Annotated in this window: 26 protein-coding genes; 24 read left to right on the forward strand and 2 right to left on the reverse strand. The window is 43.4% G+C overall.

Annotated features, from left to right (window positions below; all coding sequences use genetic code 11):
- Positions 1-101 precede the first annotated feature (101 nt).
- The gene (locus WFY05_RS05110) at positions 102-2,105 is read left to right on the forward strand and encodes an FAD-dependent oxidoreductase (RefSeq protein WP_340111655.1); all 2,004 of its coding nucleotides are present in this window, start codon (positions 102-104) and stop codon (positions 2,103-2,105) included.
- Between the two features lie 370 nt (positions 2,106-2,475).
- The gene (locus tag WFY05_RS05115; RefSeq protein ID WP_340111656.1) at positions 2,476-2,922 is read left to right on the forward strand and encodes a hypothetical protein; all 447 of its coding nucleotides are present in this window, start codon (positions 2,476-2,478) and stop codon (positions 2,920-2,922) included.
- A 74-nt stretch (positions 2,923-2,996) separates the two neighbouring features.
- Here WFY05_RS05115 and WFY05_RS05120 read toward each other — a convergent pair whose 3' ends face one another.
- Together WFY05_RS05120 and WFY05_RS05125 are read right to left on the reverse strand one after the other, a co-directional pair.
- Positions 2,997-3,938: a sugar phosphate isomerase/epimerase family protein gene (locus tag WFY05_RS05120; protein ID WP_340111657.1), complete on the reverse strand. Its 942-nt coding sequence runs from the start codon at positions 3,936-3,938 to the stop codon at positions 2,997-2,999.
- A gap of 203 nt (positions 3,939-4,141) precedes the next feature.
- Entirely contained in the window at positions 4,142-5,548 is a 1,407-nt protein-coding gene (locus tag WFY05_RS05125; protein WP_340111658.1) for a Gfo/Idh/MocA family protein, read from the reverse strand.
- Between the two features lie 208 nt (positions 5,549-5,756).
- On the opposite strand from WFY05_RS05125, the gene WFY05_RS05130 reads away from it, so the two are divergent.
- From WFY05_RS05130 to WFY05_RS05235, 22 genes are all read left to right on the forward strand, one after another.
- A complete protein-coding gene (locus WFY05_RS05130) occupies positions 5,757-6,932 on the forward strand; it encodes a hypothetical protein (RefSeq protein ID WP_340111659.1) in 1,176 nt (391 codons plus the stop codon).
- Between the two features lie 76 nt (positions 6,933-7,008).
- Entirely contained in the window at positions 7,009-7,581 is a 573-nt protein-coding gene (locus WFY05_RS05135) for a helix-turn-helix domain-containing protein (protein WP_340111660.1), read from the forward strand.
- An 87-nt stretch (positions 7,582-7,668) separates the two neighbouring features.
- Positions 7,669-7,878 (forward strand): heavy-metal-associated domain-containing protein, encoded by a 210-nt coding sequence (locus WFY05_RS05140; protein ID WP_340111661.1) that lies wholly within the window; start codon positions 7,669-7,671, stop codon positions 7,876-7,878.
- A 59-nt stretch (positions 7,879-7,937) separates the two neighbouring features.
- Entirely contained in the window at positions 7,938-8,309 is a 372-nt protein-coding gene (locus WFY05_RS05145; RefSeq protein ID WP_340111662.1) for an HYC_CC_PP family protein, read from the forward strand.
- An 80-nt stretch (positions 8,310-8,389) separates the two neighbouring features.
- Entirely contained in the window at positions 8,390-12,244 is a 3,855-nt protein-coding gene (locus WFY05_RS05150) for an efflux RND transporter permease subunit (RefSeq protein ID WP_340111663.1), read from the forward strand.
- A 2-nt stretch (positions 12,245-12,246) separates the two neighbouring features.
- A complete protein-coding gene (locus WFY05_RS05155) occupies positions 12,247-13,479 on the forward strand; it encodes a TolC family protein (protein ID WP_340111664.1) in 1,233 nt (410 codons plus the stop codon).
- A 96-nt stretch (positions 13,480-13,575) separates the two neighbouring features.
- Entirely contained in the window at positions 13,576-15,357 is a 1,782-nt protein-coding gene (locus WFY05_RS05160) for an efflux RND transporter periplasmic adaptor subunit (protein ID WP_340111665.1), read from the forward strand.
- A gap of 63 nt (positions 15,358-15,420) precedes the next feature.
- Positions 15,421-15,741 (forward strand): LDCC motif putative metal-binding protein, encoded by a 321-nt coding sequence (locus WFY05_RS05165; RefSeq protein WP_340111666.1) that lies wholly within the window; start codon positions 15,421-15,423, stop codon positions 15,739-15,741.
- Positions 15,742-15,796: 55 nt separating this feature from the next.
- A complete protein-coding gene (locus WFY05_RS05170) occupies positions 15,797-16,330 on the forward strand; it encodes a hypothetical protein (protein WP_340111667.1) in 534 nt (177 codons plus the stop codon).
- Between the two features lie 117 nt (positions 16,331-16,447).
- Positions 16,448-16,645 (forward strand): hypothetical protein, encoded by a 198-nt coding sequence (locus tag WFY05_RS05175; protein WP_340111668.1) that lies wholly within the window; start codon positions 16,448-16,450, stop codon positions 16,643-16,645.
- 94 nt (positions 16,646-16,739) lie between these two features.
- Entirely contained in the window at positions 16,740-17,081 is a 342-nt protein-coding gene (locus tag WFY05_RS05180; RefSeq protein ID WP_340111669.1) for a P-II family nitrogen regulator, read from the forward strand.
- A gap of 47 nt (positions 17,082-17,128) precedes the next feature.
- The gene (locus WFY05_RS05185; RefSeq protein WP_340111670.1) at positions 17,129-17,719 is read left to right on the forward strand and encodes a DUF3347 domain-containing protein; all 591 of its coding nucleotides are present in this window, start codon (positions 17,129-17,131) and stop codon (positions 17,717-17,719) included.
- Entirely contained in the window at positions 17,716-18,168 is a 453-nt protein-coding gene (locus tag WFY05_RS05190) for a heme-binding domain-containing protein (RefSeq protein ID WP_340111671.1), read from the forward strand. The genes WFY05_RS05185 and WFY05_RS05190 overlap by 4 nt, the downstream gene beginning before the upstream one ends.
- Positions 18,169-18,199: 31 nt before the next feature.
- Positions 18,200-18,760: a helix-turn-helix domain-containing protein gene (locus tag WFY05_RS05195; protein ID WP_340111672.1), complete on the forward strand. Its 561-nt coding sequence runs from the start codon at positions 18,200-18,202 to the stop codon at positions 18,758-18,760.
- A 94-nt stretch (positions 18,761-18,854) separates the two neighbouring features.
- On the forward strand, positions 18,855-19,085 hold the full coding sequence (locus WFY05_RS05200) for a heavy metal-binding domain-containing protein (protein ID WP_340111673.1): 231 nt from the start codon (positions 18,855-18,857) through the stop codon (positions 19,083-19,085).
- A gap of 32 nt (positions 19,086-19,117) precedes the next feature.
- A complete protein-coding gene (locus WFY05_RS05205) occupies positions 19,118-19,612 on the forward strand; it encodes a hypothetical protein (protein ID WP_340111674.1) in 495 nt (164 codons plus the stop codon).
- 19 nt (positions 19,613-19,631) lie between these two features.
- Positions 19,632-19,853 (forward strand): SHOCT domain-containing protein, encoded by a 222-nt coding sequence (locus tag WFY05_RS05210; RefSeq protein ID WP_340111675.1) that lies wholly within the window; start codon positions 19,632-19,634, stop codon positions 19,851-19,853.
- Between the two features lie 21 nt (positions 19,854-19,874).
- Entirely contained in the window at positions 19,875-22,325 is a 2,451-nt protein-coding gene (locus WFY05_RS05215) for a copper-transporting P-type ATPase (protein WP_340111676.1), read from the forward strand.
- Between the two features lie 48 nt (positions 22,326-22,373).
- A complete protein-coding gene (locus WFY05_RS05220) occupies positions 22,374-22,748 on the forward strand; it encodes a heavy-metal-associated domain-containing protein (RefSeq protein ID WP_340111677.1) in 375 nt (124 codons plus the stop codon).
- Positions 22,749-22,948: 200 nt separating this feature from the next.
- Complete coding sequence (locus tag WFY05_RS05225) at positions 22,949-23,338, forward strand: DUF302 domain-containing protein (protein WP_340111678.1); 390 nt, start codon at positions 22,949-22,951, stop codon at positions 23,336-23,338.
- Positions 23,339-24,643, forward strand: coding sequence for an APC family permease (locus WFY05_RS05230; protein WP_340111679.1), 1,305 nt, complete (start codon positions 23,339-23,341; stop codon positions 24,641-24,643).
- A gap of 53 nt (positions 24,644-24,696) precedes the next feature.
- Positions 24,697-25,131 carry a DUF6769 family protein gene (locus WFY05_RS05235; protein WP_340111680.1) on the forward strand — a complete coding sequence of 145 codons (435 nt, stop codon included), beginning with the start codon at positions 24,697-24,699 and terminating at the stop codon, positions 25,129-25,131.
- Positions 25,132-25,159 lie beyond the last annotated feature (28 nt).

Genomic DNA, 25,159 nt, shown 5'->3' on the forward strand with positions numbered 1-25,159 from the left:
TTTGCAGCTCCTTTGAATAATGTTCTCTATTTTCGCCGCCACATATCTAGATATCTGGATTATTAAATACCAAGGAAAAATTAAAAACAGAAAATAGAAAAATGGAAAAGATCTTAATCATTGGAGGAGTTGCTGCCGGGGCAACTGCGGCAGCCAAAGCGCGCCGCTTATCGCCCGATGCTGAAATTACGATGCTGGAAGCCGGTCCGGATATTTCGTTCGCTAACTGTGGATTACCCTACTACATTGCAGGCGATATCGATAGCCGTTCAAAGCTGATTCTGCAAAGCCCTGAGAGTTTTGATGAACAATACCAGGTGAAAGTGCACACACACACTTTAGTAAATTCAATCGACCGTGAGAATAAGATCGTTCATACCATCGATGGCCGTGATGGATCAAAAAATAATTTCGAATACACCAAACTTATTTTGGCCCAGGGTGGTCGCCCGATTCAGCCTGATATTCCGGGTGCAGTTGCCGACCATGTTTTTAGTTTGTGGACACTAGAGGACATGGATAAGATTGACAGCCATCTGAAAAACAAAGAGCCTCAAACTGCGGTAGTTGTTGGCGGTGGTTTTATCGGCCTAGAGATGGTGGAAGCGCTGGTTAAAAGAGGATTGAAAGTGCATGTGGTGGAGAAAATGCAGCACGTTATGTCGATAATGGAAGCTGAAACCTCTGGGTTTATCACCCGCGAACTGAAAGCATACGGCGTTGGTGTTCATACCGAAACTGCGGTTACAAAAATTAACCACAATATGGTTGAACTGGATAACGGAAAAACCATCAATGCCAATATGGTGTTGTTGTCAATCGGTGTTCGTCCAACCCTGCAACTGGCTAAAGATGCCGGACTTGAAATTGGCGAAGCCGGCGGTTTGCTCGTAAACGACAAACTGCAAACTTCGGATCCCGATATTTTTGCCGCCGGAGATATGGTGGAAATTGAACATCGCGTAAACGATAAAAAAGTACGAATCCCGCTGGCAGGACCTGCCAACCGCCAGGGAAGGATTGCCGCTGAAAACGCATTGGGTGGAAATCATAGCTACAAAGGATCTATTGGAACTTCAGTTGTTCGTGTATTTGAAGCCGTTGCCGGAACTACAGGACTTTCACTCAAACAAGCCCGCGCTGCCGGTATCGATGCCGATGCAGTTGTGGTGCATAAAGAACACCACACTTCGTATTACCCGGGAGCAGAAACCGTAAGTGTAATGCTCGTTTACGATAAAAACACCGGTGTTGTTTTGGGTGGTCAGACTGCAGGATACAAAGGCGCCGACAAACGTCTGGATGTGATTGCAACGGCTTGCGCAGCCAAACTTCCGGTAAGCGAGATAGCTGATATCGACTTTGCCTATTCGCCACCAATCGGAACTGCCAACGATGCCATGAACATGGCAGCTTACGCGGCCGAAAACAAAATGAGTGGATACGGACCAAGTATTCTGGCTTCGGAACTTGATGCTTACATCGAGGAAAAACAACAGTTAATCGTTCTGGATATCCGCGACGTTTTCGCCCACCAGAAAAGCAACATGAATGGTGCCTATCACTTACCGCTCGAGAATCTGCAACCCAACCTCGAAAGAATCCCAAAAGATGTTCCGGTGCTGATTTACGACGAAACCGGTAAAAAAGGTCACCAGGCTGTTCGAATATTGATGGGAGCCGGCTGCAAGGAAGTGAAGAACATTTCAGGTGGTCACACCTCATTGCAACGTCATACAGTGACCGTTGGATTCAAGAATATTGAAATGGTTCCTCTGCCAATTGATAAAAAGAGCATCAACGAGAAAGTAATGGAGGAAACCGAGACCAATAACAATGTGAGTACCGAAGAACTGGAACGCCTTGTTGTTGACGTGCGTACTCCTGGAGAGTTCAGAAGCGGTGCTTTCCCCGATGCTGTAAATATTCCGCTGGACGACCTGATGTCGGGCAATGCCGATTTGGGTGAGGATACTGATCGCGAGATTATTGTGTATTGCGCCACCGGTGCCCGCTCGGCTTATGCCCAGCAGGTATTGATGAGCCGCGGCTTTTCAAACGTTAAAAACGGTGGTGGTATTTCGGCCATGATGTCGAGGTACTAATTCGGAAAAAGAAAAAACCCAATTTTTATATATCAAAGAGGCTGTTAGAAATTAATCTGACAGCCTCTTTCTATTTAGTATTTATCTCCTTTAAAAAGTCGGATTCTTTTATTTTGAACAACTCTAAATGCCCCCCTAATTATCAGAATGTTGTTTTAATAAAATAAATCTTCTAATTTCACAACGAATAATGAACCTCAATTCCGAATTACAATTATGAAATCCACCAAAATACAGTTACAATTTGAATGTGCCGTGCCAACCATATTTGGCTGCTGGTGGACATGGCGCGATCATTTAGTAGAAGACTATAATAATCCAACCGAAGTGATTGTGTCCACACTCTTCCAAGAATTAAATTAATATGAATATGAAAAATACAATTATTCTTGTTATACTCTTTGCTTTCTCAGCTTGTCAAAAATTATCATACTACGAAATTATTGTTGAGAATATTACCGAACACGATATAGTTATTGAAGCATTTCATGAGAAAGAGAAACAGGAAGAGATAATACTTAAAGCTTTTGAGAGCTACACTAATTCGCAATATATTGATATAGAAGGAGGCCCGGACTTTAGTTTATTTCAAGCGTATTTAATTGATTCTGTAAATATTATCTTCGATAGTGAAAAAATAATCATACAAAGTTGTGGGGAACCTGAATTGTCTGCTTGTTGGGATGTTCAAAGAAATATTTTAGCATATGGTGAAGGCGAAAGTTACGAATATACTGAATTCGGGCATAAAAAATACCGCTATACTTACCTCATCACCGAAGAAGATTACAATAATGCATTGCCGATAGAGAATTAGCAGGTTAAAAAAATAAAGGCTCCGATCCCTGAGTGGGACCGGAGCCTTTTAACTTTCTTGATATTTTGTTTATTCTATTTTACAAATGAAGCTTTGTTCAGGTAGTCGAAACAAGCTTTTACGCCTTCAAACTGTGTCATGTTATCCGCTTCTCCAATACCTTCCAGTTCCACATAAAATTCATCGAGCCCGTTTTCGTAAGCTTTGCTGAAAATATTCTTGAAATTCATCATGCCTGACTGTCCAAGCACTTTGCGGTCTTTAATGTGTAAAATCGGGAACCTGCCCGCGTACTTTTTAAAATATTCCAACGGATCGTTTTGTCCCATCACCGTCCAGTATACATCCATTTCGAAGAATACCAGGTCCGGATCAGTTCCGTTCAGGAAAAGATCGTAGATCACATCGCCTGCTGGTCTCCACCGATTTTGCTGTTTCTCATTATCTTCAGGTTTTACAACACGCTCAAACTCATGGCTGTGATTGTGATAGCCCCATTTAATTCCTGCTGACTTGGCAATTTCTCCAGCATTATTGAACACCTCGCAAACCATTGCAGCATCATAGTGGCTTTCTACCTGTGGCATTCCGGGCTGAACCAGGGATGAAACACCCAGCTTGACGTGATCTTCAACCGTCGCCTTCCAGAAATCGGCAATTTCACTTTTGTTTTCTTTGGTGTACTTGCGCACCGGCGGATTTACATGCGATCCTGATACTTTCAGTCCGGCGTCGTCGGCTACTTTTTTGAATTCGGTAACATCGTAACCATACATTTTTTGCTCGCGGTATCCGGCTGCTTCGGCCGTAGCATAACCAATTTTAGCCACCTTTTTCAATCCGGCTGGAACGTCATCGGTTAGTTCACTACCAAGCGAATACAATTGCAGACCTATTTTCTTTTTAGCAGCAAAACTGCTGACACTCGATGCGGCAGACAACGGATTAAGCGCACTTGTCACTATTCCGCCGGCTGTGATTAAGCCAAGTCCTTTTAAAAATTCTCTTTTGTTCATTGATTTAATATTGTTTTAGGTTATTTGTATTATTCAAAAGTGATTGCCCAAAGTTTCGTCGCAACGTCATCCTGAACTTGATTCAGGATCTTTTTGCATTCATTATCCGATAGTTTAGATTCTGAAATATCCCGATAATAATCGGGACAGAATGACGCCTTTTGAAAATTTTTAGGCAATTACTTCTAAAGATTTTTTTTCAATTACAATTTATACGATCCTCTGTATTTGTAGTGATACAAACGGTGGTTCCAAGCTTCCTTGTCTTGACCAAAACTTTGAGTAGCCGGGTTCCATTTAACCGGTCTTTCAAGTTCGGTCGCCATATTGCCAAGACAGCAGACAATGGCCGTACTTGCACCCACTTCAATTGGTGCAATCGGTTTCTGACGCGAACGAACACTGTTGATAAAGTCTTCCATATGTGGTGCACTGATCTCGAAACTACCACCACCTTTAGCCTGCGCTTTTTGCATTTCTTCATACATTTTCTTGCGCTCTTCAGGCGTCAGATTTCGTGGGCGGCGTCCAGCCAATTCTTCCGGAACCAGCGATGAATCTGAACATCCCAGGTAACCGCGAGCCACCTCTATCCAGCCATTGTCGCCAATAAATTTAATGCCCTGCGCATCCGGCATATCTTCCAGATAGGGTTGCTCGGTCATTACAATTCCGTTCAAATATTTAAAGGTCAAATATTCTGCTCCGTCGTAACCTTTTGGAATAATTTCGGCTGGACCCGATCCATCCATTCCAATGGCGGCCTGCGCAATATCAAACATATGAGCTCCCCAATCGGCAGTAAATCCGTTTCCGGTTTCGCAGTACCAGCGCCAGGCTCCCCACAGTTTTTCTTTTTCTGGCGGATCGAGCGAAATTGGTGGACACAGATCGGGGTGATAATGAATATTCGGATCATTCAGCGGTCCCATCCACAGGTTGAAATTCAGGTTTCCGGGAACTTTCTCTTCGGGCAGATCCAAAGGTTTTGGCGGTGCTCCTACCCGGGCATAAATTTTATCGATGTGCCCAATGGCACCGTTCCTGACCAGTTCGATAGCTTTCTGAAATTCGCCGCTCGATCGTTGCTGGCTGCCCACCTGAACAATGCGCTTGTTATCGTTGGCAACACGCAGCATTTTTTGTGCTTCGGTAATGGTAAACGATAATGGCTTTTGTACATAAACGTCTTTTCCTGCCTGGCAGGCATGAATGGTCATCAGCGCATGCCAGTGGTCAGGCGTACAAACTTCCACAGCATCAATATCTTTGCGTTCCAGCAGTTCTTCGTACTGTTCGTATTTGTCGCAACGAGGAGCCAGTCCGTTCGATTTTTGCCACTCTTCTACCCTGCGTTTAAAACGTTCGGTTTTCATGCTGTCGACATCGCAGCCGGCAACAACCTCAACACCGGGAACCGATGAAAAACTCAGGAAGTCGTTCATCCCCTGCTGGCCGAGGCCAATAAAACCCATCGTTACACGATCGCTCGGAGCAATTTTAATTCCGTTTATGGTCCAACTCGGAAGAATGGTCAATCCAGTTAAACCAAGTGCTGAAAGACTAAGGAATTTCCTACGGTTCAGTTGATTAGATTCATTGTTATTCATGTGGTAAATTTTAGTTTAGAATTTCGGTTTTCCCTGTCGTTGCTGTAAAGCAATAGTTTTAGTCAAGGCTTAGCAAGATAAGAATTTTCTTTTTTCGGAAAAAGAATCAATAAGGGTCTTTGTGTACTTTCGACAATATATATTCATTCTAAACCCGCCGGGATAATATCCGTATACAGTGAAAAATCAACTTAATCTTTGAAAAAACATGAAATCAATTTGTTTCTCTGCACTGATATTGCTGGTGCTTACAACTCCTGTAGTTTCGCAATCGTGGAACATGGAGTGGGAAAAATTATCGGGAATTAATACACAGGATTTTTATTCTGACATTACCCTGGCCCCGGACGGTGGATTCATTGTTCTCGGATCGGTTGGAGCAGGATCGGCAGCTGATTTATACCTGGTAAAGTACAATTCGGAAGGCGATACTTTGTGGTCCCGAACACTGGTTTCTCCCGGCAACAACATTCCCGGAAAACTTATCTGTCTGCCAAACGATGATTTGCTGATTCTTTCAAAATCTACAGAAGATGAAAAAACAAGCACCCATTTAAAACGAACCGGTAAAAACGGTCAGTTAAAATGGGAATCGACTTTAGAAAATGCATACACGGGCAACGACATTGTTTCCGTTTCGGAAAGTGAATTTATGATCGTCGGAAGTAAAACCGAAAGCGGCGCTGAAACTCCACATATCTGGCTGGCAAAAATTAATGAAAAAGGAGAGATCATCAGGGAGAAGACATACGCAGGAAAAGGTTGTGCCAACTCCATTAAACAAATGCCGAATGGGCAGTTTATAATTGGTGCCCAAATTGCCGGTAAAGTGAAAAACGATTGCGACGCAGCAGTTATCCGAACCGATAGCGATGGAAATGAAATTTGGTTTAGCCACCTGCCATCGCCTAACAGCAAAGAATGGCCACAATGCGTTTGTTGTTCTCCGATTGATAGCTCATTTATTATGGTTGGCTGGGGAGGACTTTGCCTGAATGACATTACCAGTGAGTACCCGGTTTTCGATTTTGATGTGGTAGTTAAAAAATTGAGCGCCGACGGGAAACTGATCTGGACCAAAAGCATCGACGGAGAAGGATCCGAAGGAGGCAACAATATCAACATTTTACCCGATGGAGATTTTATTATTGCCGGCACCAAGGCAACTTCATTTTCAGGAAAAGTTGGTCCATGGTTATTGCGGATTGATCAGAGCGGAAATGTTATCGACGAAACGCTGCTGAATATGCGATTGGAACAGGCCAGTAAAGCCATTATCGCACCCGATGGAGGAATTGTTGTGATTGGTCCTGGAATGAACGAACGCCTGAATCCACGCAGCGATGGCTGGATCATAAAATTTTCGGAATTACAAGTACAATAATCGCATTCATTACACCAATTCCTAAACATTAATTCCGGTAATCGGTTACAATTGTGGAATGCAAAAATGTGAAACCATGTCAACACTGTTACACATCAAAAATATGGTTTGCCCGCGTTGTATCGAATCGGTTCAGGAAGTACTGACATATGAAGGATTCGAGGTCCAGCAAATTAAACTGGGTGAAGTCGAAATCGACCGGCAACCCTCCGCAGATCGACTCGAAAAAATTTCGAAACTATTGCATAGCAGAGGATTTGAACTCTTGCACAACAAAAAAAAGATTGTTGCCGATCAGGTGAAATCGGAGATCATAAAACTGGTCCACCACAGCGAAAACGAAATTCTGAATGTCAACCTTTCCAGTCATCTTTCCTCGCTGGTCGGTGCTGATTATTCGTCAATTTCTTCATTGTTTTCATCCTCGGAAGGACTTACCATCGAGCGGTTTACCATCCTTCAAAAGATTGAAAAAGTAAAAGAACTGCTTTCGTATGGCGAACTTACCGCCAGCGAAATTGCCTTTAAAATGGGTTACAGCAGCGCGGCTCATCTTTCTTCGCAATTCAAAAAAGAAACCGGCATGACACCGGGTCAATACAAAAAGCTAAAGGACAAAAATCGTAATCCCCTGGATCATATTGGATAGTCGATTGCCATAATCTTACAATACTTTTCAAAAATTATATAAAAACTCCTGTTTGATTGCATTCTACCTTTGTGGAAAAGATTTGAAATGGAACAAGTTAAACTAAAAACAGATTTGAGTTGCCCGCATTGTGCAATGAAAGTAGAGCCGATCCTCAAAGAAACCCGGGGAATAGTTGATTATACGATCGATCTGCAACATCCCGATAAACTGGTTAGCTTTTCTTCGGAAGGTGCTGATATTGATTCCGTGATCGCCAGTTTTAAAAAAGCAGGCTATATTGCAGAAAAACTGTAAATTGGTGCGGTCTTTCAATTTTAAACATTTAAATGGATCGACTGTTTTTAGAGTAAAGTATGATTAAAAAGCTCAGCCATATCGTTTTTGCAACCTTGTTGTTGGTATCAACAATAGGAATGGCTGTGAGCAAACATTACTGCCACAACTCGCTGGTTGGCGTGTCCTTTTTCAGCCAGGCCGATTCGTGCTGTGATGACGGTGGATGCTGCACGAATGAAAATCAATTTTATCAGATAAAAGAAGATTTTTCGGCACCCGTAATTTCAACGGTTCCAATTTTGGCGGAACTTGAGGTTTTGCAGCAAACATTATTCGACTTTGATGTTCTCACTCCCAACGAATTAACCGAAGAATTTACATTAACAAGCGATCCACCCCCGCCTACGGTTCCCGAGCTTTTGGCCTGGGAACAAGTATATCTTTTGTGACATTATTATGATAAATTACTGGATCATGAGCACTCATGATCAGGATTTTCTATTGTATAAATTTCACATGTTTAAAAGATATGCTCAATAAAACCATACGATTTTTTCTCGAGAATAAACTGGTTACATTATTGGTTTTAATTCTCTTCATTAGCTGGGGAATTGTAACATCTCCCTTTAGCTGGGATACCGGATTTTTACCCAAAGATCCTGTCCCGGTGGATGCTATCCCCGATATCGGCGAAAACCAGCAGATTGTTTTCACACAATGGATGGGGCGCTCGCCACAGGATATCGAAGACCAGATTTCCTATCCGCTAACCACGTATTTGCTGGGAATACCCGGCGTAAAATCCATTCGGAGTTCATCCATTTTCGGATTCTCCAGCATTTACATCATTTTTAACGAAGATGTAGAGTTTTACTGGTCACGGTCGCGGATACTGGAAAAGCTGAATTCATTGCCATCCGGCTTGTTGCCAGAAGGTGTGCAGCCGGCACTTGGGCCCGATGCAACAGCACTCGGACAGGTGTACTGGTACACCATAGAAGGGCGCGACAAAGACGGGAATGCGACCGGTGGCTGGGATTTGCACGAAATACGAACCGTGCAGGATTTCTTTGTGAAATATGCTTTGAATGCCGCTGAAGGTGTTTCTGAAGTGGCTTCGATTGGCGGTTTTGTGCAGGAATACCAGATCAATGTCAATCCCGATGCACTAAAAGCCTACAACATTCCACTGCATAAAGTGATGGAGGCCGTTCGAAAATCGAATCGTGATGTGGGTGCCAAAACCATAGAGATCAACCAGGCGGAATACCTGGTTCGCGGTCTGGGTTACATTAAAAACACCGAAGACATTGAAAAAGCCGTGGTCGCTGTTCAGGATAACGTCCCGATACGCGTGAAGGATGTTGGGATTGTCAGTCTTGGCCCGGCCAACCGCCGTGGAGCACTAGATAAAGACGGTGCCGAAGTAGTTGGCGGAGTTGTAGTGGCCCGGTACGGTGCCAATCCGCTGGAAGTCATCAACAATGTAAAAGATAAGATTGCTGAAATTGCGCCGGGACTGCCCCAAAAGACACTGGACAACGGCGTGGAAAGCCAGCTTACCATCGTTCCGTTTTACGATCGTTCCACTTTAATTCATGAGACTCTTGGAACACTGGAAGAAGCGCTGTCGCTCGAAATTCTGATCGCCATCTTGGTGGTGATTGTTATGGTACTGAACCTGCGGGCTTCATTCCTGATTTCGAGTTTATTGCCTATCGCGGTGCTCATGGTGTTTATTGCCATGCGCTACTTTGGTGTCGATGCTAATATTGTGGCCCTTTCGGGTATTGCCATTGCCATCGGAACCATGGTAGATCTGGGGATTATTCTCTCCGAAAACATTATAAAACACATCGATGAAGCGCCGCCCGGACAAAAACTCATTACAACGGTTTACGACGGTGCTGCCGAAGTAAGTTCAGCTATTTTAACTGCTGTTTCCACAACCATTGTAAGTTTTATTCCGGTATTCACCATGCAGGCTGCCGAAGGAAAATTGTTTGGCCCGCTGGCTTTTACCAAAACATTTGCATTGGTTGCTGCACTCATTGTTTCGCTAATATTTTTACCGGCCTTTTCACACTGGGTTTTTGGAGCCAAAATCAAAAAGAAAAACATTGTACGTTGGTTGAACATCGTTATTGTTCCGGGCGGAATAGTTGCCCTTATTGCCGGGTATTTATGGGCCGGATCGATCCTGATCGCCTTTGGTATTTCAGGCTTGCTCAACCAGATTTACATCGATAAATCGCAGGTAACAAAACCAACAGAAAATTTGAAAATCACGTCCTGGCTGAAAAAATTTGGCCTGCTGGTTTTAAAACACGCCAGCATTATTATTTCAGTTATTGCGGTTGTATGGCTGTTGGCTAAATACTGGCTGCCGCTGGGTGCATCAAGAAGTATTGTCACCAACTTCATTTTTGTTGGGTTGCTGGTCGGAATTATTTTGGGAGGCTTCCTGCTTCTCGAGCATTTCTACAAACGCATATTAACATGGTGCCTGAATCATAAAGTGGCATTTTTGCTCATCCCCTCTTTCCTGATTTTGGTTGGAATTACCTCGTGGATGGGATTCAACAACCTGTTTGGATTCGTTCCAAAAAGCGTTGATAAACTGGGATGGAATGTGCGCACTACCAAAGTTTGGTCGGGGCTGACACATGCTTTCCCGGGAATTGGCAAAGAATTTATGCCATCGCTCGACGAAGGAAGCTTTTTGTTGATGCCTACTTCGATGCCCCACTCAGGTATTGCCTACAACCGAAAAGTAGTGGGTCAGCTCGATATGTTGCTCACCAATATTCCCGAGGTTGATCTGTCGGTCGGGAAAATGGGACGTGTTGAATCAGCACTCGACCCCGCACCTATTTCGATGTACGAAAACGTGATCAACTACAAATCGGAATACATGCTGAATGAAAAAGGGCATCGTGTACGGTTTAAAGTAGATAAAGACAAGCGTTTTATTTTGACAAACGGCGATACGCTCACGAACGAAGAAGCCTTACAACGCGGAATAACCAGGGAAGATCTGATTACGGATGATAAAGGAAATTTCTACCGCAACTGGCGCGATAAAATCAAATCACCCGACGATATCTGGACAGAAATTGTTAATGCAACGAAAATTCCGGGTGTGACTTCAGCACCGAAACTGCAACCGATTGAAACCCGCTTGGTGATGCTGCAAACCGGAATGCGCGCCCCGATGGGAATTAAAGTTTACGGACCCGATTTGACTACGATCGAAAACTTCGGAATTCAACTCGAAGAAATTCTGAAAACGGTTCCTTCGGTAAAAGCGCAGGCGGTATTTGCCGACCGGATCGTTGGAAAACCGTACTTACTCTTCGATATCGATCGGGATAAAATTTCACGCTATGGATTGAATGTGGAAGATGTGCAGCAGACCATTGAAACGGCAATTGGCGGCATGAAAATAACTTCCACGGTAGAAGGACGTGAACGTTTCCCGGTAAGGGTGCGTTACCCGCGTGAACTGCGAGACGATCCGGAGTCTTTGGGAAAGATCCTCTTGCAAACGCCTACCGGTGCTCAAATTCCGCTAAACCAACTGGTTCATATCCGATACCAGCGTGGTCCGCAGGCCATCAAAAGCGAGGAAACATTCCTGGTGGGCTACGTGCTTTTCGATAAAAATGAAGGATTCTCGGAAGTAACCGTGGTAAACGACGCACAGCAAGTGATCCGGGATAAAATTGATTCCGGAGAATTGACGGTTCCGGCCGGAGTTACCTATAAATTCTCTGGAAGTTACGAAAACCAGATTCGTGCCGAAAAACGGCTGTCGATCATAGTACCGATTGTGCTGGTCATCGTCTTCCTGATCCTGTACTTCCAGTTTAAATCGGTGTCCACATCCATGATGGTTTTCTCCGGAATTGCCATGGCATTCAGCGGAGGGTTTCTGATGATCTGGCTGTACGGTCAAGGCTGGTTTATGGATTTTTCGGTGTTCGGCACCAATTTCCGCGATCTCTTCCAGATGCACACCATCAACCTGAGTGTGGCAGTGTGGGTCGGATTTATTGCACTTTTCGGCATTGCCACCGACGATGGTGTTCTGATTGCCACTTACCTCGATCAGAGTTTCGAGCGCAACCGTCCCAAAAATTTAAAAGAAGTTAGAGCCGCTGTGGTTGAAGCCGGATTACGCAGAATTCGCCCGGCACTAATGACCGTGGGAACGACCATGATCGCTCTGCTGCCGGTACTTACTTCCACCGGGCGTGGCTCAGATATTATGATTCCGATGGCCATCCCGTCGTTTGGAGGAATGGCTGTGGCGCTCATCAGCATCTTTGTGGTGCCGGTATTTTACAGCTTCCGGGAAGAACGAAAAATTAAAAAACTGTAACCATGAAGAAAATACTAATAATATTCATTACACTGCTCGTGGTAAGTTTCACTTTAAAGGCTCAAACGTTGGAAGATTATTTCCAGCTGGCGGCCGAAAATAACCCGGGCTTGCAGGCGCAGTACAAGGATTTTGAGGCCGCCCTGCAAAAAGTGACGCAGTATCGCGCTCTTCCCGACCCTACTTTTTCTTTCGGCTATTTTATTTCGCCGGTGGAAACACGTGTAGGTCCGCAACGGGCAAAATTCTCGCTCAGTCAAATGCTGCCCTGGTTTGGAACGCTCGAGGCGCAATCAGATGCAGCATCACTGATGGCCGAAGCAAAATACCAGGCATTTCTGGATGCCCGGAACAAACTGTATTACAGCGTAGCGGCCGCCTACTATCCGCTGGTTGAGTTGAACAGGTTAAAAGAAATTGAACAGGAAAATATCGAGATCCTGCAATCGTACAAATCCATTGTCAACGCCAAGTTTAAAAATGGCGTTTCGCCAATGACCGATGCATTGCGGGTGGACATCATGCTAAAAGATGCACAAACCAATCTTGGTATCCTGAATAAAAAAGAAAAACCACTGCGGGCTTCATTTAACAGTTTGCTCAACAGAGAAAGGAACGAAACCGTGCTGATCCGGGATTCGCTTACCATAGAATTATTGCCTGAAAATTTCAGGAGAGATTCCCTGCTTACAAACAATCCGATGCTCGATGCACTCGATTTAAAAAGGCAAGCCAGCGAAGCCAGCGAAATTGCAACACAACGACAAGGGCTTCCAAAAGTGGGATTCGGGCTGGATTATACCATCGTGGGGAAACGTAACGACATGGATGTGGAAGACAACGGTAAAGACATTCTGATGCCCATGGTTTCGGTAAGCATCCCGCTGTTTACGAAAAGATACGTGGCCGCCCGCAAGGAAGCACAGTTGATGCAGGAAAAGTATTCCCTGCAAAAAGAGGAAACCATCAATTCACTGACTTCAAACTACGAGTTGGTTTGGTTTCAAATTGAGCAGCAAAAAGATTTAATTGAATTGTATCAGGAGCAAATTCTTGAATCCGAACAAACACTTAACCTCTTGTTTAGTGCTTACGCCAATTCGGGGAAAGATTTTGAAGAAGTTTTACGCATGCAGCAGCAACTGCTGAAATATGAAAAAATGAAAGCCGTGGCAGAAACACAATACCAAACCGCTGTTGCACAACTAAATTACATCACTGCAAAAACATATTAACGATGAAACGAATCATGAGAAAATATTCTACTGAAAGATGTATTGCGAACATGGTGAGTTCCATCGAATATCGAATAATTAAAAAACAATAAAGAGATGAAATCAAATACAAAAACAATAATCATGGTGCTGTCTACACTGGCAATTGGACTCTTGCTGGGATGGTTGATATTTGGTGATTCGGAGCCTCAGCTTATCGAAGAACACCAGCACGAACACAGTGTAGAGGAAGTGGCCGGAGAAACCATCTGGACCTGCTCGATGCACCCGCAAATTCGCCAGAGCGAACCCGGGGACTGCCCTATCTGCGGAATGGATCTAATTCCGCTGGAAGAAGAGCAGAACGACGAGATCGATCCAAATGCCGTAAGCATGTCGCCTACTGCCATGCAGCTCGCCAGCATTAAAACAACTGTTGTTGGTTCTTCAGAACCGGTAAAAGTTGTTCGGCTCGATGGAAAAGTACAGGAAGATGAACGCTTGATGTTTTCACAATCGTCGCACATCCCAGGCAGGATAGAAGAACTGATGGTAAATTTTACAGGCGAATATGTTCAAAAAGGACAGGTGATTGCCTCGATTTATTCGCCCGATCTGGTAACCGCACAGGAAGAGTTGTTTGAGGCACAAAAGATAAAAGATTCGCAGCCACAGCTTTTCGAAGCAGCCAAAGAAAAACTGAAGAACTGGAAGCTGACTGACGAGCAAATCGACAAACTTCTGACTTCAGGAAAAGCCCGGGAAAAATTCAATGTTCAGGCCGAAGTATCGGGTTATGTCACACAAAAAAAGGTAAACACCGGCGATTACGTCAAAAGAGGCCAAGCCATTTACGAAGTAGCTGATCTGTCTAAGGTTTGGGTGCTTTTCGATGTGTACGAATCGGATCTGACATGGATTAAAAAAGGCGACAAAGTCACATTTACAGTAGAGTCGCTTCCCGGCGAAACTTTTGAGGGAAAAATCGATTACCTCGATCCGGTGATAAATCCAAAAACCAGGGTAGCCAAAGCACGGGTGGTTAAAACCAATCCGGGAATGAAACTGAAACCCGAAATGTTTGTCTCAGGGAAAGTTGAGGCTAAACTGCCTCAGACCGATGCTGTGGTGGTTCCGAAAACAGCGGTAATGTGGACCGGAGCACGTTCGGTGGTGTACGTAAAATCGCAAACCGATCAAGGCGTATATTTTAACATGCGCGAGGTGGATCTTGGTCCTGCACTGGGCGAAAGTTACATTATTGAGAACGGCGTTCAGGAAGGTGAAGAAATTGCTGTCAACGGCACATTCAGCATTGATGCAGCAGCACAGCTGGCAGGTAAGCCAAGTATGATGAGCCCGGAAGGAGGTGCTGCTCCAACAGGCCACAATCACGGCGGGATGAATACGGACAGTAACGAGCAAAGTACTACAATAGAATCGGTAGAAGTTGATCCAACATTTGTAAAACAGCTTACCGCCTTTTATGAAGCTTACCTGAAAATGAATGAGGCCTTTATTGCAACAGATGCAGCCAAAGTGAGTGCAGAAGCAAAGAACACATCAAATGCGCTTGCAGCTATTCAAATGGAATTGTTAAAAGGCGATACACACATGGCGTGGATGGATCAACTTAATATTCTGAAACCATCGTTGCAAAAAATTGGCAATAGCAGCGACATCGACGAACAAAGATTAGAATACGCCACATTTAACCCGGCATTCTACAAAAGCCTGAAGATGTTCGGACTGGATAACGACACTGCATATTACCAGTACTGCCCCATGGCCAATGGCGACCAGGGAGCTTTCTGGCTAAGCAAGACAAAAGAGATCCGAAATCCCTATTTTGGAGATATGATGCTGAGTTGCGGGGAAACGAAAGATACACTGCAATAAGCAAATTTTGCCGAACAGGAGCTCAAGCTCTCGTTCAGGTTTAAACTATTAAAATTAAATGTCATGGAAGATTTCATTAAAAACATCAGTTTAAAAGTTGAAGGACTCCCAAGCCATGACTTGATACGCACTTTTACCTCTTCGTTGACAAAAGAAAAGGGAATACGAAATGTACTATTTGAAAATCATACATTTTCCATCGATTTCAATCCATACGTAATTAGTAAGGATGAAATTATTCACGAAATGGAGGAATCGGGAATTCAACCCTGCACCTGTCAGAAAAAGGAAAAAGGATTTAAAAAGTGGATTTCGAACCTGGCACAACAGAATAAAAAGAATTTAGGAAGTCAGCGACTGGATTGTTGCGACATGAATCATTAGAACGATTCACTATGAAGAGATTTAGAAACGAATACAAACTTAAAAATTACAAAAAATGAAACGCATTAATGTATTGTTGGCAATGGTCCTTGTTGCAGGATTTATTGCATGCAATCAAAACGACGAAACACTCCTCGACAACAGTATTGAAGGAACTTATACCGGCACATTAACTTCTGGCTTAAAAAGCGCCTCGAGCATCTTTCCAGGAAGTACCGATGCAACAGCAGTGGTAACCAAATCGGGCGATGACTTGATCGAAGTTCACTGCTTTACAGATGAGATGGATACCACCTTTATGCTGAACTATTATGAGAATAACGATAGTGTGATGGTTTGCCTCACCGGTGGTGCATTTGGGGAAATGTATGGACACATGCTCGGTCAGGGCCACATGGGTGGAATGATGGGAGATATCGGCCCGAATCAGACCGAATGGCGACATCATTTGAGTGACGAACACAAACAGGGAGATGAACATTTTGGAGGATTCGACAGGATGAATCATTCATTTGGATACACTTTCGACATGGTGGAAGGGAACGACCACTACGGCGTGCATTTCGAGGGGACAAAAACAAGTAACTAATATAGGATTTTAAAATAGTGTAATGTTTTTTAAAAATTACATAACAACTGATCATCAATGTGTTAGTAACTTTATGGTAATAAAAAACAAAGGATGTTCAATTTAAAATATTACGTTATGTATTTACACATTTTTATATTGACACTGATCCTGGTAGCCTTCACGATGCTGGCGCTGGGCATAAAATTACTCTTCGATAAAGAAGCAACTTTTCCACATCATTCATGTGCGCTCGACGACGAAAAGTTAAATAACGTTGGAGGTTGCTTGAATTGCGAAATCAAAGAGATTGCAAACTGTGCAGAAGAAAGTTAGAGGGGAAGAATAAAGGCCGGAATGCGATACTGCCACTGATGGAGAGAAAATTTCGGTCTTTTATTTCCTGAATAAGAAATGAAAGGAATAAATCATGAAACTAATAAAAGCATACATACGTCACCGAAAAACAGAAGAGGTGTACAACGCGCTAAACAATGAGGGTTATTGCTGCATGACCTTTGTAGAATGCGAAGGAACAGGAAGATACTCGGATCATGAAAAGGAACACATAAGCGACAAATATCCATACGCCGATGCCTATCGTGTGGTTAAACTCGAAATGCTCGTGGCGAACGAACATGTTGATCCGGTAATTCAACTAATTCGCGAAAACGGCAGAACGGGTTACCGGGGCGATGGAATGGTAATTGTGTCTCCTGTAGATGAAGTATTTAAGGTCCGAACAGATGAAAAGGGAATCCTTGCCATCTGAAAATGAGATTTTACATACAACATAGTATTCACTTAAATTTATAAGATATGAAATCTAAAATAATAACAATTTGCCTGGCTTTGATAAGCTGGGGAGCTTTTGCCCAACACGATCATTCGAACATGAATCATAATAACATGATGAATTCAAACATGTCTGATCAGAATAAAGAAATGTCAGTTGTTAACATCGACAATACAAAAGCGGCATCGTCAATCATCGACAATTACCTCGCACTTAAAACTGCGCTGGTAAAAGATAACGGCGACAAAGCCGCCAGTTCGGGAGGCGCATTATACGATGCATTTGATGATTTCAATATTTCGAATCAGCCTGCAGAACACCAAAAAGAACTGAAAAATATTATTGTTGATGCAAGCGAACACGCCGAACACATCTCGGAAAACAGTGGAGACATCGAACATCAGCGCGAACATTTTGAGCTCTTGAGTAAAGATGTGGAAGACCTGATCGTGATCACCGGTGCCGATCGAAACATGTTTCAGATTTACTGCCCCATGTACAATAATAAAGAGGGTGGAATGTGGTTGAGTGATTCGCGTGAAATAAAAAATCCGTTTTATGGGAGCAAAATGATGAAATGCGGAAATGTTCAAAAAGAATTAGCTGTTAAGTGATAAAAATTCTAAAAATATCAGGGTTGGTTATTGTTCTGGGATTGGTGATCATCCAGTTTTTCCCGCCGGAAAAAGATACAACTGAAGAGGTGCCGGTCACCGACTTCGTTAACAATTTTGACGTACCGGAGAAAGTGCAGCACGTACTTCGTGATGCCTGCTACGATTGCCACAGTAACAATACCCGTTATCCCTGGTACAGCAAGGTTCAACCGGTAGGATGGTACCTGCAAAATCACATTAACAAAGCCAAGGAAGACTTAAATTTCAGCGAGTTTGGAAATTATTCCGATCGCCAGCAGAACAGCAAAATCAACGGGATTATTAACCAGGTACGGGAGGATGAAATGCCATTACCGGCCTACACTTTAATGCATCGCGATGCACGACTGTCGGAAGAAGACAAAAAAGCATTTATCGATTACATGGATTCAATTAAAGGGTATTAAAAAATGATTCGGATCTTAAAGAACAAAAGGCATGGATATCAACATTAAAAACATGGTTTGCCAGCGCTGCGTGATGGTGGTTTCGCAAATCTTCGACAAGGCCGGAATTGAGGTCGAAAACATTCAGCTGGGAAAAGTAACAACCACAGGCGAGGTGGCAGATGAGAAGCTGGAGCAAATCGACGGAGCGTTAAAAAACGCCGGATTCGAGATCATTAACAATACCAAAAGCCGCCTGATCGAAGGGATAAAAAATGCCTGCATAGAATATGTGTACCGGCACAATGGAGAGCACGAAATGAACTTTTCGGAGTTTCTTACCCGTAGACTGAATCTCGATTATCCGTATCTGAGTTCGCTGTTCTCGTCGGTGGTGGGAACAACCATTGAGAAACACCTCATCAGTCTGAAGATTGAAAGGGCCAAGGAATTACTGGTATACGACGAGAAGACTTTAAGCGAAATTGCCTGGGAACTGGGTTACAGCAGTGTAGCCCACCTTTCGGGACAGTTCAAAAAAGTGACCGGATTTACACCATCCTACTTCAAAAAGCTGGGTGAACAGAAACGAAATTCTATCGACGAGGTGTAACTTAAAATACTGTAAATCAATTTAAAAAAGATGTAATGCATTCAGCAGGCCGGCATTGTACCTTTACAGTAGTAAAATTTTAAAATAACAGATTATGAAAACACTTGGAAACATATTAAAACTCAGTACGACGAAAAAAAGCAAACAAACGGCAGTGGCTGGCACCAGGTACCAGTGCCCGATGAAGTGTGAAGGCGACAAACTTTACAATGCTCCCGGGAACTGCCCGGTATGCAACATGAAACTGGCTCCGGTAGGTACGCAGGGCTCAACATCTGTTGAGCGCGAACACAGCCGGCACAGTCAACATGCTTGCTGTTCGTAAAATAATTTATTAACCATTTAAAATGAAACGCCATGAAAACTTTAGTGCTTTTAACAACAATGCTTTTTCTGTTCGCTGTAAACGGTTACAGTCAAAAAACCGACGTACAGAAAATGATGCAAAACAAAGAAACAAGAACTGAAATATTTAATGCCATGGTTAACAATCACCAGTACATGAGTGATTTTATGAATATGGCAAAGAATAACGACCACGCCATGATGATGATGAACAATGGAATGATGGGACAACAACATCAAATGAACATGAATCAGAATCAAGGCCAGATGCAGGGAAACCATCAGATGATGGGTAACGGAAACACGATGGGGGGCATGATAAACAATCCGCAACAAATGCAAAAAATGATGGAGAACATGTTAAGTGTTTGTGACGGGGATTCAACATTAAGAAGCGAAATGTCAGACATCATCTCCAATCACCCAAAAATGATGAAAATGATAAGAAACAATGGAATGAATATGCACGGTTCAAATACAATGAACATGCATCAACAAAATAAATAATCAAGAAAGGAGGCACATTATGTATGGAATGAATGGAATGAGTTGGGGAATGGGTATCGGCTGGATAGCCGGACTGATAATATTAGTCCTTGTTATTTGGGCCATTACCAAAAACGTGAATTCAGGAAGCTCAAACTCTTCTGTACAGAAGTCTGCTCTTGACATCTTAAAAGAACGCTATGCCAGGGGTGAGATCAATCAGGAAGAGTTTGAAGAAAAGAAAAACGCTCTTTCGCACTAACCCGATCTGAATACATTGAATATGGATAAACACAAAGAATATGTTTGCCCGATGCGCTGCGAAGGAGATAAAACCTACGACCAGCCGGGTGATTGTCCGGTGTGCAACATGCACCTTGTTCCTGTTGAAGAAGCAGAACAAAAAAGCCACGACAATCATTCGGCCGGTGGTAGTTCGCACCAGCATCATGAGCATCATAAACAACACGACCATCAACATAAAGAATCATTAAACGGAAAAGGTAAATACTACTGCCCCATGCGTTGCGAAGGCGACAAAACATACGATGATCCCGGCTCTTGTCCGGTTTGTGGTATGGATTTGAAAAAAGAAGAAAGTCGCACAACAAGCAGTAATAAAAATACAACCTACACCTGCCCGATGCACCCGGAGGTGAAACTAGACCACCCCGGAAGCTGTCCGAAATGCGGAATGGACCTGGTACCTGAAAAAGGAGGTGAAATCAGCGAAGAAGAAAAGGCCTATAAAAAAATGCGGAATAAATTCTGGCTGGCGGTTGGCTTTAGCCTTCCCGTACTGATCATTGCTATGTCGGGAATGATTCCCTTTTTAAACCTGAACAACATCGCATCTGAAAAAGTATGGAACTGGATAGAGTTCGCACTGGCTACACCGGTGGTATTTTATGCCGGGTGGGAATTCTTTAAACGCGGATGGAGTTCGATTGTGCGGTACAGCCCAAACATGTGGACACTCATTTCCATTGGTGTGGGTGCAGCCTACCTGTTTAGTGTATTTGCAATGCTACTTCCTGGTATTTTCCCGGGGCAGTTTAAAGACGAACAGGGAAATGTTCACGTGTATTTCGAAGCTGCCGCCGTGATCCTTACACTGGTTCTTTTGGGGCAAGTGCTTGAATTGCGTGCCCACAGCAAAACCAATTCAGCCATAAAAGCATTATTGGAACTAGTGCCTCCTGTAGCACATGTTATCCGCGATGGCGAAGAACACGATATGCCTCTTGAAGAAGTGAAAACGGGCGATATATTGAAAGTGAAACCGGGTGAAAAAGTACCGGTTGACGGAGTAATTTCCAGTTGTAATGCTGTAATCGACGAAAGCATGATCACCGGCGAATCTATTCCGGTAGATAAACAGGAAAACGACAAAGTTACCGGCGGTACGGTGAACGGAAAAACGGCCTTCGAAATGAAAGCCGAAAAAGTGGGTGACGAAACACTGCTATCGCAGATTGTGGACATGGTCAACGAAGCAGGGCGATCAAGGGCTCCCATTCAAAGTCTGGCCGACACGATTTCAAAATACTTTGTCCAAATCGTTGTTTCTATTGCAGTAATAACATTTATTATGTGGGCAATCTGGGGACCGGAACCAGCCTACGTTTACGCCTTTGTAAATGCGGTTGCGGTATTAATTGTTGCCTGCCCCTGTGCACTTGGATTAGCCACACCTATGTCCATCATGGTGGGTTCAGGAAGAATGGCACAATCCGGCGTGCTGGTAAAAGATGCACGGGCCATCGAAGAGATGAATAAAGTAGATACGCTGATTATCGATAAAACCGGAACCATTACCGAGGGAAAACCGGCATTAAAAAAGTACAAGTCGTTTGGTAAAATGAGCGATGAAGACGTGCTGAAGCTGGCAGCTTCTTTGGAAGCAAACAGCGAACACCCGATTGCAGCTGCCATTATTGCCGGGGCAAAAGAGAAACAGTTTAAAACTGAAAAACTAGAAGATTTTGAATCGGTAACCGGAAAAGGAGTTCAGGGCAAATATAAAAATGAAAGATTTGGTTTGGGAAATCATCGCTTGCTGGAAGATTACGGAATTAGTCTGAACGATGATGTTCAAGCCAAAGCCAAAGAGTGGCAATCGTTGGGTCAGACTGTGATGTACCTGGTTTCTACTAAAAATATAGAAGGATTAATCGGTGTAGCCGACACCGTAAAATCCACTTCAAAAAAAGCCATTCATGAATTGCAGAAGCAGGGGATAAAAGTACACATGCTTACCGGCGATAATGAAAACACGGCAAAAGCTGTGGCCGATGAAATTGGCCTCGACAGTTATGTTGCCAACTGCCTTCCTGAGGATAAAAACAAAAAAGTGAAAGAGTTGCAGGAACGCGGACGTATTGTGGCAATGGCAGGCGATGGAATTAATGACGCACCTGCACTTACCCGTGCAAACATTGGTATTGCTATGGGAACCGGCACCGACATTGCCATGGAAAGTGCAGAGATAACACTCGTTAAAGGCGATTTGAACGGAATTGTGCGGGCTCGCGAGCTAAGTCATAAAGTAATGAAAAACATTAAACAAAACCTGTTTTTTGCCTTTGTGTACAACTCCGTTGGAGTCCCGGTAGCCGCCGGGATCCTGTTCCCGTTTTTTGGCATTCTGCTAAGTCCCATTATTGCCGCAACGGCCATGAGTTTTAGTTCGGTTTCAGTAATTACCAATGCCTTGCGATTAAGAAAGAAATAACAACGATATAAAACAATTTGATTTATTAACCATTTAAAATTCAACAAAATGAAAACAAAAGTTTTAAGTTTAGTAGCCCTTTTTATGATGGGCGCATTTACCGTTTTCGCAGCAAACAAAACGGAGAAATTTAAAGCATACGGTAATTGCGGCATGTGTGAATCACGCATCGAAAAAGCAGCTAAATCGGTTGAAGGCGTTTCCAAAGCCGACTGGAACAAAGAAACCAAAATGATGGAAGTGACCTTCGACGATGCTAAAACCAACGTCGATAAGGTTGAAAAAGCCATTGCAAAGGTTGGGCACGACACACCGCATTACACCGCCAAAGATGAAGTTTATAAGGACCTTCCCGGTTGTTGCAAATACGATCGAAAAGTAGAAGAAAAATCAGGAGAAGGGCACAGCGGACACATGCATTAAAGAAAATTACAACTGATGAAGAGGATTTCATAGCAATGAAATCCTCTTTTTTTGCGCACTAATTCTACAGATTGAGCAATTTGTTCTACACGCCCGGATCCCTTATGCTCTGCAATCAACTTGAAAGAGGTCTTTTAGAAATTTGCAATGCATTGGCACAGTTTTCTCTTTTGAATATTCGTTAACAAAAAAAATTAAAAATGAAGTATTATTTCGAAACAAACGTTGATGCCGACTTTGACACGGCAGTTGAAAAAGTAACTAACGAATTAAAAAAAGAAGGCTTTGGAGTGCTCACCGAAATTAACATTAACGAAAAGCTGAAAGAAAAACTGGATGTAGATTTCAAAAAATACAAAATACTTGGAGCCTGCAATCCGCCAAGTGCATTTGAAGCACTCAAACTGGAAGACCATATTGGGTTAATGCTTCCCTGCAACGTGGTGGTGCAGGAGTCTTCACATTCTAAAAAAATAAATGTATCAGCCATCAACCCGGTAGCTTCAATGATGGCTGTCGATAACAAAATCATAGAGCCCATTGCCAAAGAAATCAAAGAAAAGCTTACCAATGTAATTAGGAACCTCTAGATGGCTGCAGAATATAAAAAGAACAGCCTGTCGCTCTTAGGCGCAGTTTCGCTCGGAACGGGTGTAATGATCGGAGCAGGGATTTTTGCTTTGCTCGGACAGGTTGCCGAACTTTCGGGAAAGCTATTCCCAATAGCTTTTGTTGTTGGGGCCATTATTTCAGCGTTTAGTGCCTATTCGTACATCAAATTGTCGAATACATTTCCTTCGGCCGGAGGAATAGGAATGTACCTTGTAAAAGAATACGGCAAAACTACCTTCACAGCTTTCGCTGCCCTGCTGATGGCTTTTTCGATGGTCATAAACGAAAGTCTTGTGGCACGAACATTTGGGACCTACACCATGCAGTTGTTTGGAAATGGGGATAATTCGTTTTGGATCCCTGCCCTCGGTGTTGGATTGATCATACTTGCCTTTATCGTTAATATTTCCGGGAACAAATTCATCGAACGATCCTCGTTTACGATGGCTGTTTTGAAAGTTATAGGCCTGGCTATTCTGGCAGTCGGTGGCTTGTGGGCTTCGGAATTTGCATTCGGGGAAACAATTCCTTCCGCCATGCCCGACAAGCCGTTTTTCAGCTTTATTGGTGCGCTTGCCCTTACCATTCTGGCATACAAAGGTTTTACAACCATTACCAACAGTGGTGATGAAATAAAAAAGCCACATAAAAATGTCGGTCGCGCCATTATTATTGCCATTGCAATATGCGTTGTTCTCTATTATGTCGTTGCCATTTCGGTTGCTTCATCGCTCTCCATCGAACAAATTATCGAAGCACGCGACTACTCACTTGCTGAAGCTGCTCGCCCAACTTTTGGCGATTTCGGTGTTTGGGTTACTGTGGGTGTAGCTATTATTGCTACCATTTCAGGGATTATCGCCAGCATTTTTGCTGTTTCGCGGATGACGGCCATGCTCACCAAAATGAAACTGATTCCCCACAGCCACCTCGGATTGTCCGGAAGAATTCAGAAACACATGCTGGTTTATATCGCTGCCACAACCATTGTTCTGACCATATTTCTAGATCTTTCAAGAATTGCCTCGTTGGGCGCCATTTTTTACCTGGTCATGGACATCGGCATTCATTACGGATTATTAAGGAAATTACGGGATAAAGTTGAATTCAATCCGGTTGTTGTTATCGCCGCCATATTTCTGGATGCTGCAGTACTCGCCGGGTTTATCTGGACAAAGATCCAAACAGACAAAATGATTCTTTTTATTGCCCTGGCTGCCATGTTGCTGATTTACTTTGGGGAGAAATGGTTTCTGTCGACGAGGGAAGAAGAAGGCCATTAGCAACTTTTTATTATTTTTGCTGAACTCTGAAGCGAACATTAAGTTTAGAATTCTTGAAAAGGACAGTTAATCATATCGGAATTTTGTTTCTGGCTTTGGCCGGGGTCATCATTTTAGCGCATGCCATGGTGCCTCATCATTTGCACAACGGACAAGCCTTTATAGAAACGACCGAATGCAATTACCTGCACCATCATGAATCAAGCAACCACTCACCAGTTTGTAATCAAAATCATTCTGACAGTGAAAGTACCGACTGTGTGCTTCATCATCTGCTTGTCCTGCCCGGGAAACAGGTCAGGGCTGAGCAACCCGTTATTTCAAGTACACTGCTGAACAGCTCTTGTGACTTGTTAAACCACGAATTTCTTACCTCCGATTTAAATAAAAACGCAAGCGAATGGCTCTTCCATATTGAAGGTACCATCCCCTTGCCCACCAGCCTTTACGCTTCAACAAAAGGGCTTCGTGCACCTCCAACCGTTTAATTTTCCCCGCATAGCAAATTCCAGGTTC

Source organism: Maribellus mangrovi, assembly GCF_037646455.1.
GTDB classification, from domain to species: Bacteria; Bacteroidota; Bacteroidia; order Bacteroidales; family Prolixibacteraceae; genus Draconibacterium; species Draconibacterium mangrovi_A.

Excerpts from the sequence above, each read along its gene's own strand:
- WFY05_RS05110 (WP_340111655.1), top strand. The coding sequence starts at position 102 with ATGGAAAAGATCTTAATCATTGGAGGAGTTGCTGCCGGGGCAACTGCG.
- WFY05_RS05115 (WP_340111656.1), top strand. The coding sequence starts at position 2,476 with ATGAAAAATACAATTATTCTTGTTATACTCTTTGCTTTCTCAGCTTGT.
- WFY05_RS05120 (WP_340111657.1), bottom strand. The coding sequence starts at position 3,938 with ATGAACAAAAGAGAATTTTTAAAAGGACTTGGCTTAATCACAGCCGGC.
- WFY05_RS05125 (WP_340111658.1), bottom strand. The coding sequence starts at position 5,548 with ATGAATAACAATGAATCTAATCAACTGAACCGTAGGAAATTCCTTAGT.
- WFY05_RS05130 (WP_340111659.1), top strand. The coding sequence starts at position 5,757 with ATGAAATCAATTTGTTTCTCTGCACTGATATTGCTGGTGCTTACAACT.
- WFY05_RS05135 (WP_340111660.1), top strand. The coding sequence starts at position 7,009 with ATGTCAACACTGTTACACATCAAAAATATGGTTTGCCCGCGTTGTATC.
- WFY05_RS05140 (WP_340111661.1), top strand. The coding sequence starts at position 7,669 with ATGGAACAAGTTAAACTAAAAACAGATTTGAGTTGCCCGCATTGTGCA.
- WFY05_RS05145 (WP_340111662.1), top strand. The coding sequence starts at position 7,938 with ATGATTAAAAAGCTCAGCCATATCGTTTTTGCAACCTTGTTGTTGGTA.
- WFY05_RS05150 (WP_340111663.1), top strand. The coding sequence starts at position 8,390 with ATGCTCAATAAAACCATACGATTTTTTCTCGAGAATAAACTGGTTACA.
- WFY05_RS05155 (WP_340111664.1), top strand. The coding sequence starts at position 12,247 with ATGAAGAAAATACTAATAATATTCATTACACTGCTCGTGGTAAGTTTC.
- WFY05_RS05160 (WP_340111665.1), top strand. The coding sequence starts at position 13,576 with ATGAAATCAAATACAAAAACAATAATCATGGTGCTGTCTACACTGGCA.
- WFY05_RS05165 (WP_340111666.1), top strand. The coding sequence starts at position 15,421 with ATGGAAGATTTCATTAAAAACATCAGTTTAAAAGTTGAAGGACTCCCA.
- WFY05_RS05170 (WP_340111667.1), top strand. The coding sequence starts at position 15,797 with ATGAAACGCATTAATGTATTGTTGGCAATGGTCCTTGTTGCAGGATTT.
- WFY05_RS05175 (WP_340111668.1), top strand. The coding sequence starts at position 16,448 with ATGTATTTACACATTTTTATATTGACACTGATCCTGGTAGCCTTCACG.
- WFY05_RS05180 (WP_340111669.1), top strand. The coding sequence starts at position 16,740 with ATGAAACTAATAAAAGCATACATACGTCACCGAAAAACAGAAGAGGTG.
- WFY05_RS05185 (WP_340111670.1), top strand. The coding sequence starts at position 17,129 with ATGAAATCTAAAATAATAACAATTTGCCTGGCTTTGATAAGCTGGGGA.
- WFY05_RS05195 (WP_340111672.1), top strand. The coding sequence starts at position 18,200 with ATGGATATCAACATTAAAAACATGGTTTGCCAGCGCTGCGTGATGGTG.
- WFY05_RS05200 (WP_340111673.1), top strand. The coding sequence starts at position 18,855 with ATGAAAACACTTGGAAACATATTAAAACTCAGTACGACGAAAAAAAGC.
- WFY05_RS05205 (WP_340111674.1), top strand. The coding sequence starts at position 19,118 with ATGAAAACTTTAGTGCTTTTAACAACAATGCTTTTTCTGTTCGCTGTA.
- WFY05_RS05210 (WP_340111675.1), top strand. The coding sequence starts at position 19,632 with ATGTATGGAATGAATGGAATGAGTTGGGGAATGGGTATCGGCTGGATA.
- WFY05_RS05215 (WP_340111676.1), top strand. The coding sequence starts at position 19,875 with ATGGATAAACACAAAGAATATGTTTGCCCGATGCGCTGCGAAGGAGAT.
- WFY05_RS05220 (WP_340111677.1), top strand. The coding sequence starts at position 22,374 with ATGAAAACAAAAGTTTTAAGTTTAGTAGCCCTTTTTATGATGGGCGCA.
- WFY05_RS05225 (WP_340111678.1), top strand. The coding sequence starts at position 22,949 with ATGAAGTATTATTTCGAAACAAACGTTGATGCCGACTTTGACACGGCA.
- WFY05_RS05230 (WP_340111679.1), top strand. The coding sequence starts at position 23,339 with ATGGCTGCAGAATATAAAAAGAACAGCCTGTCGCTCTTAGGCGCAGTT.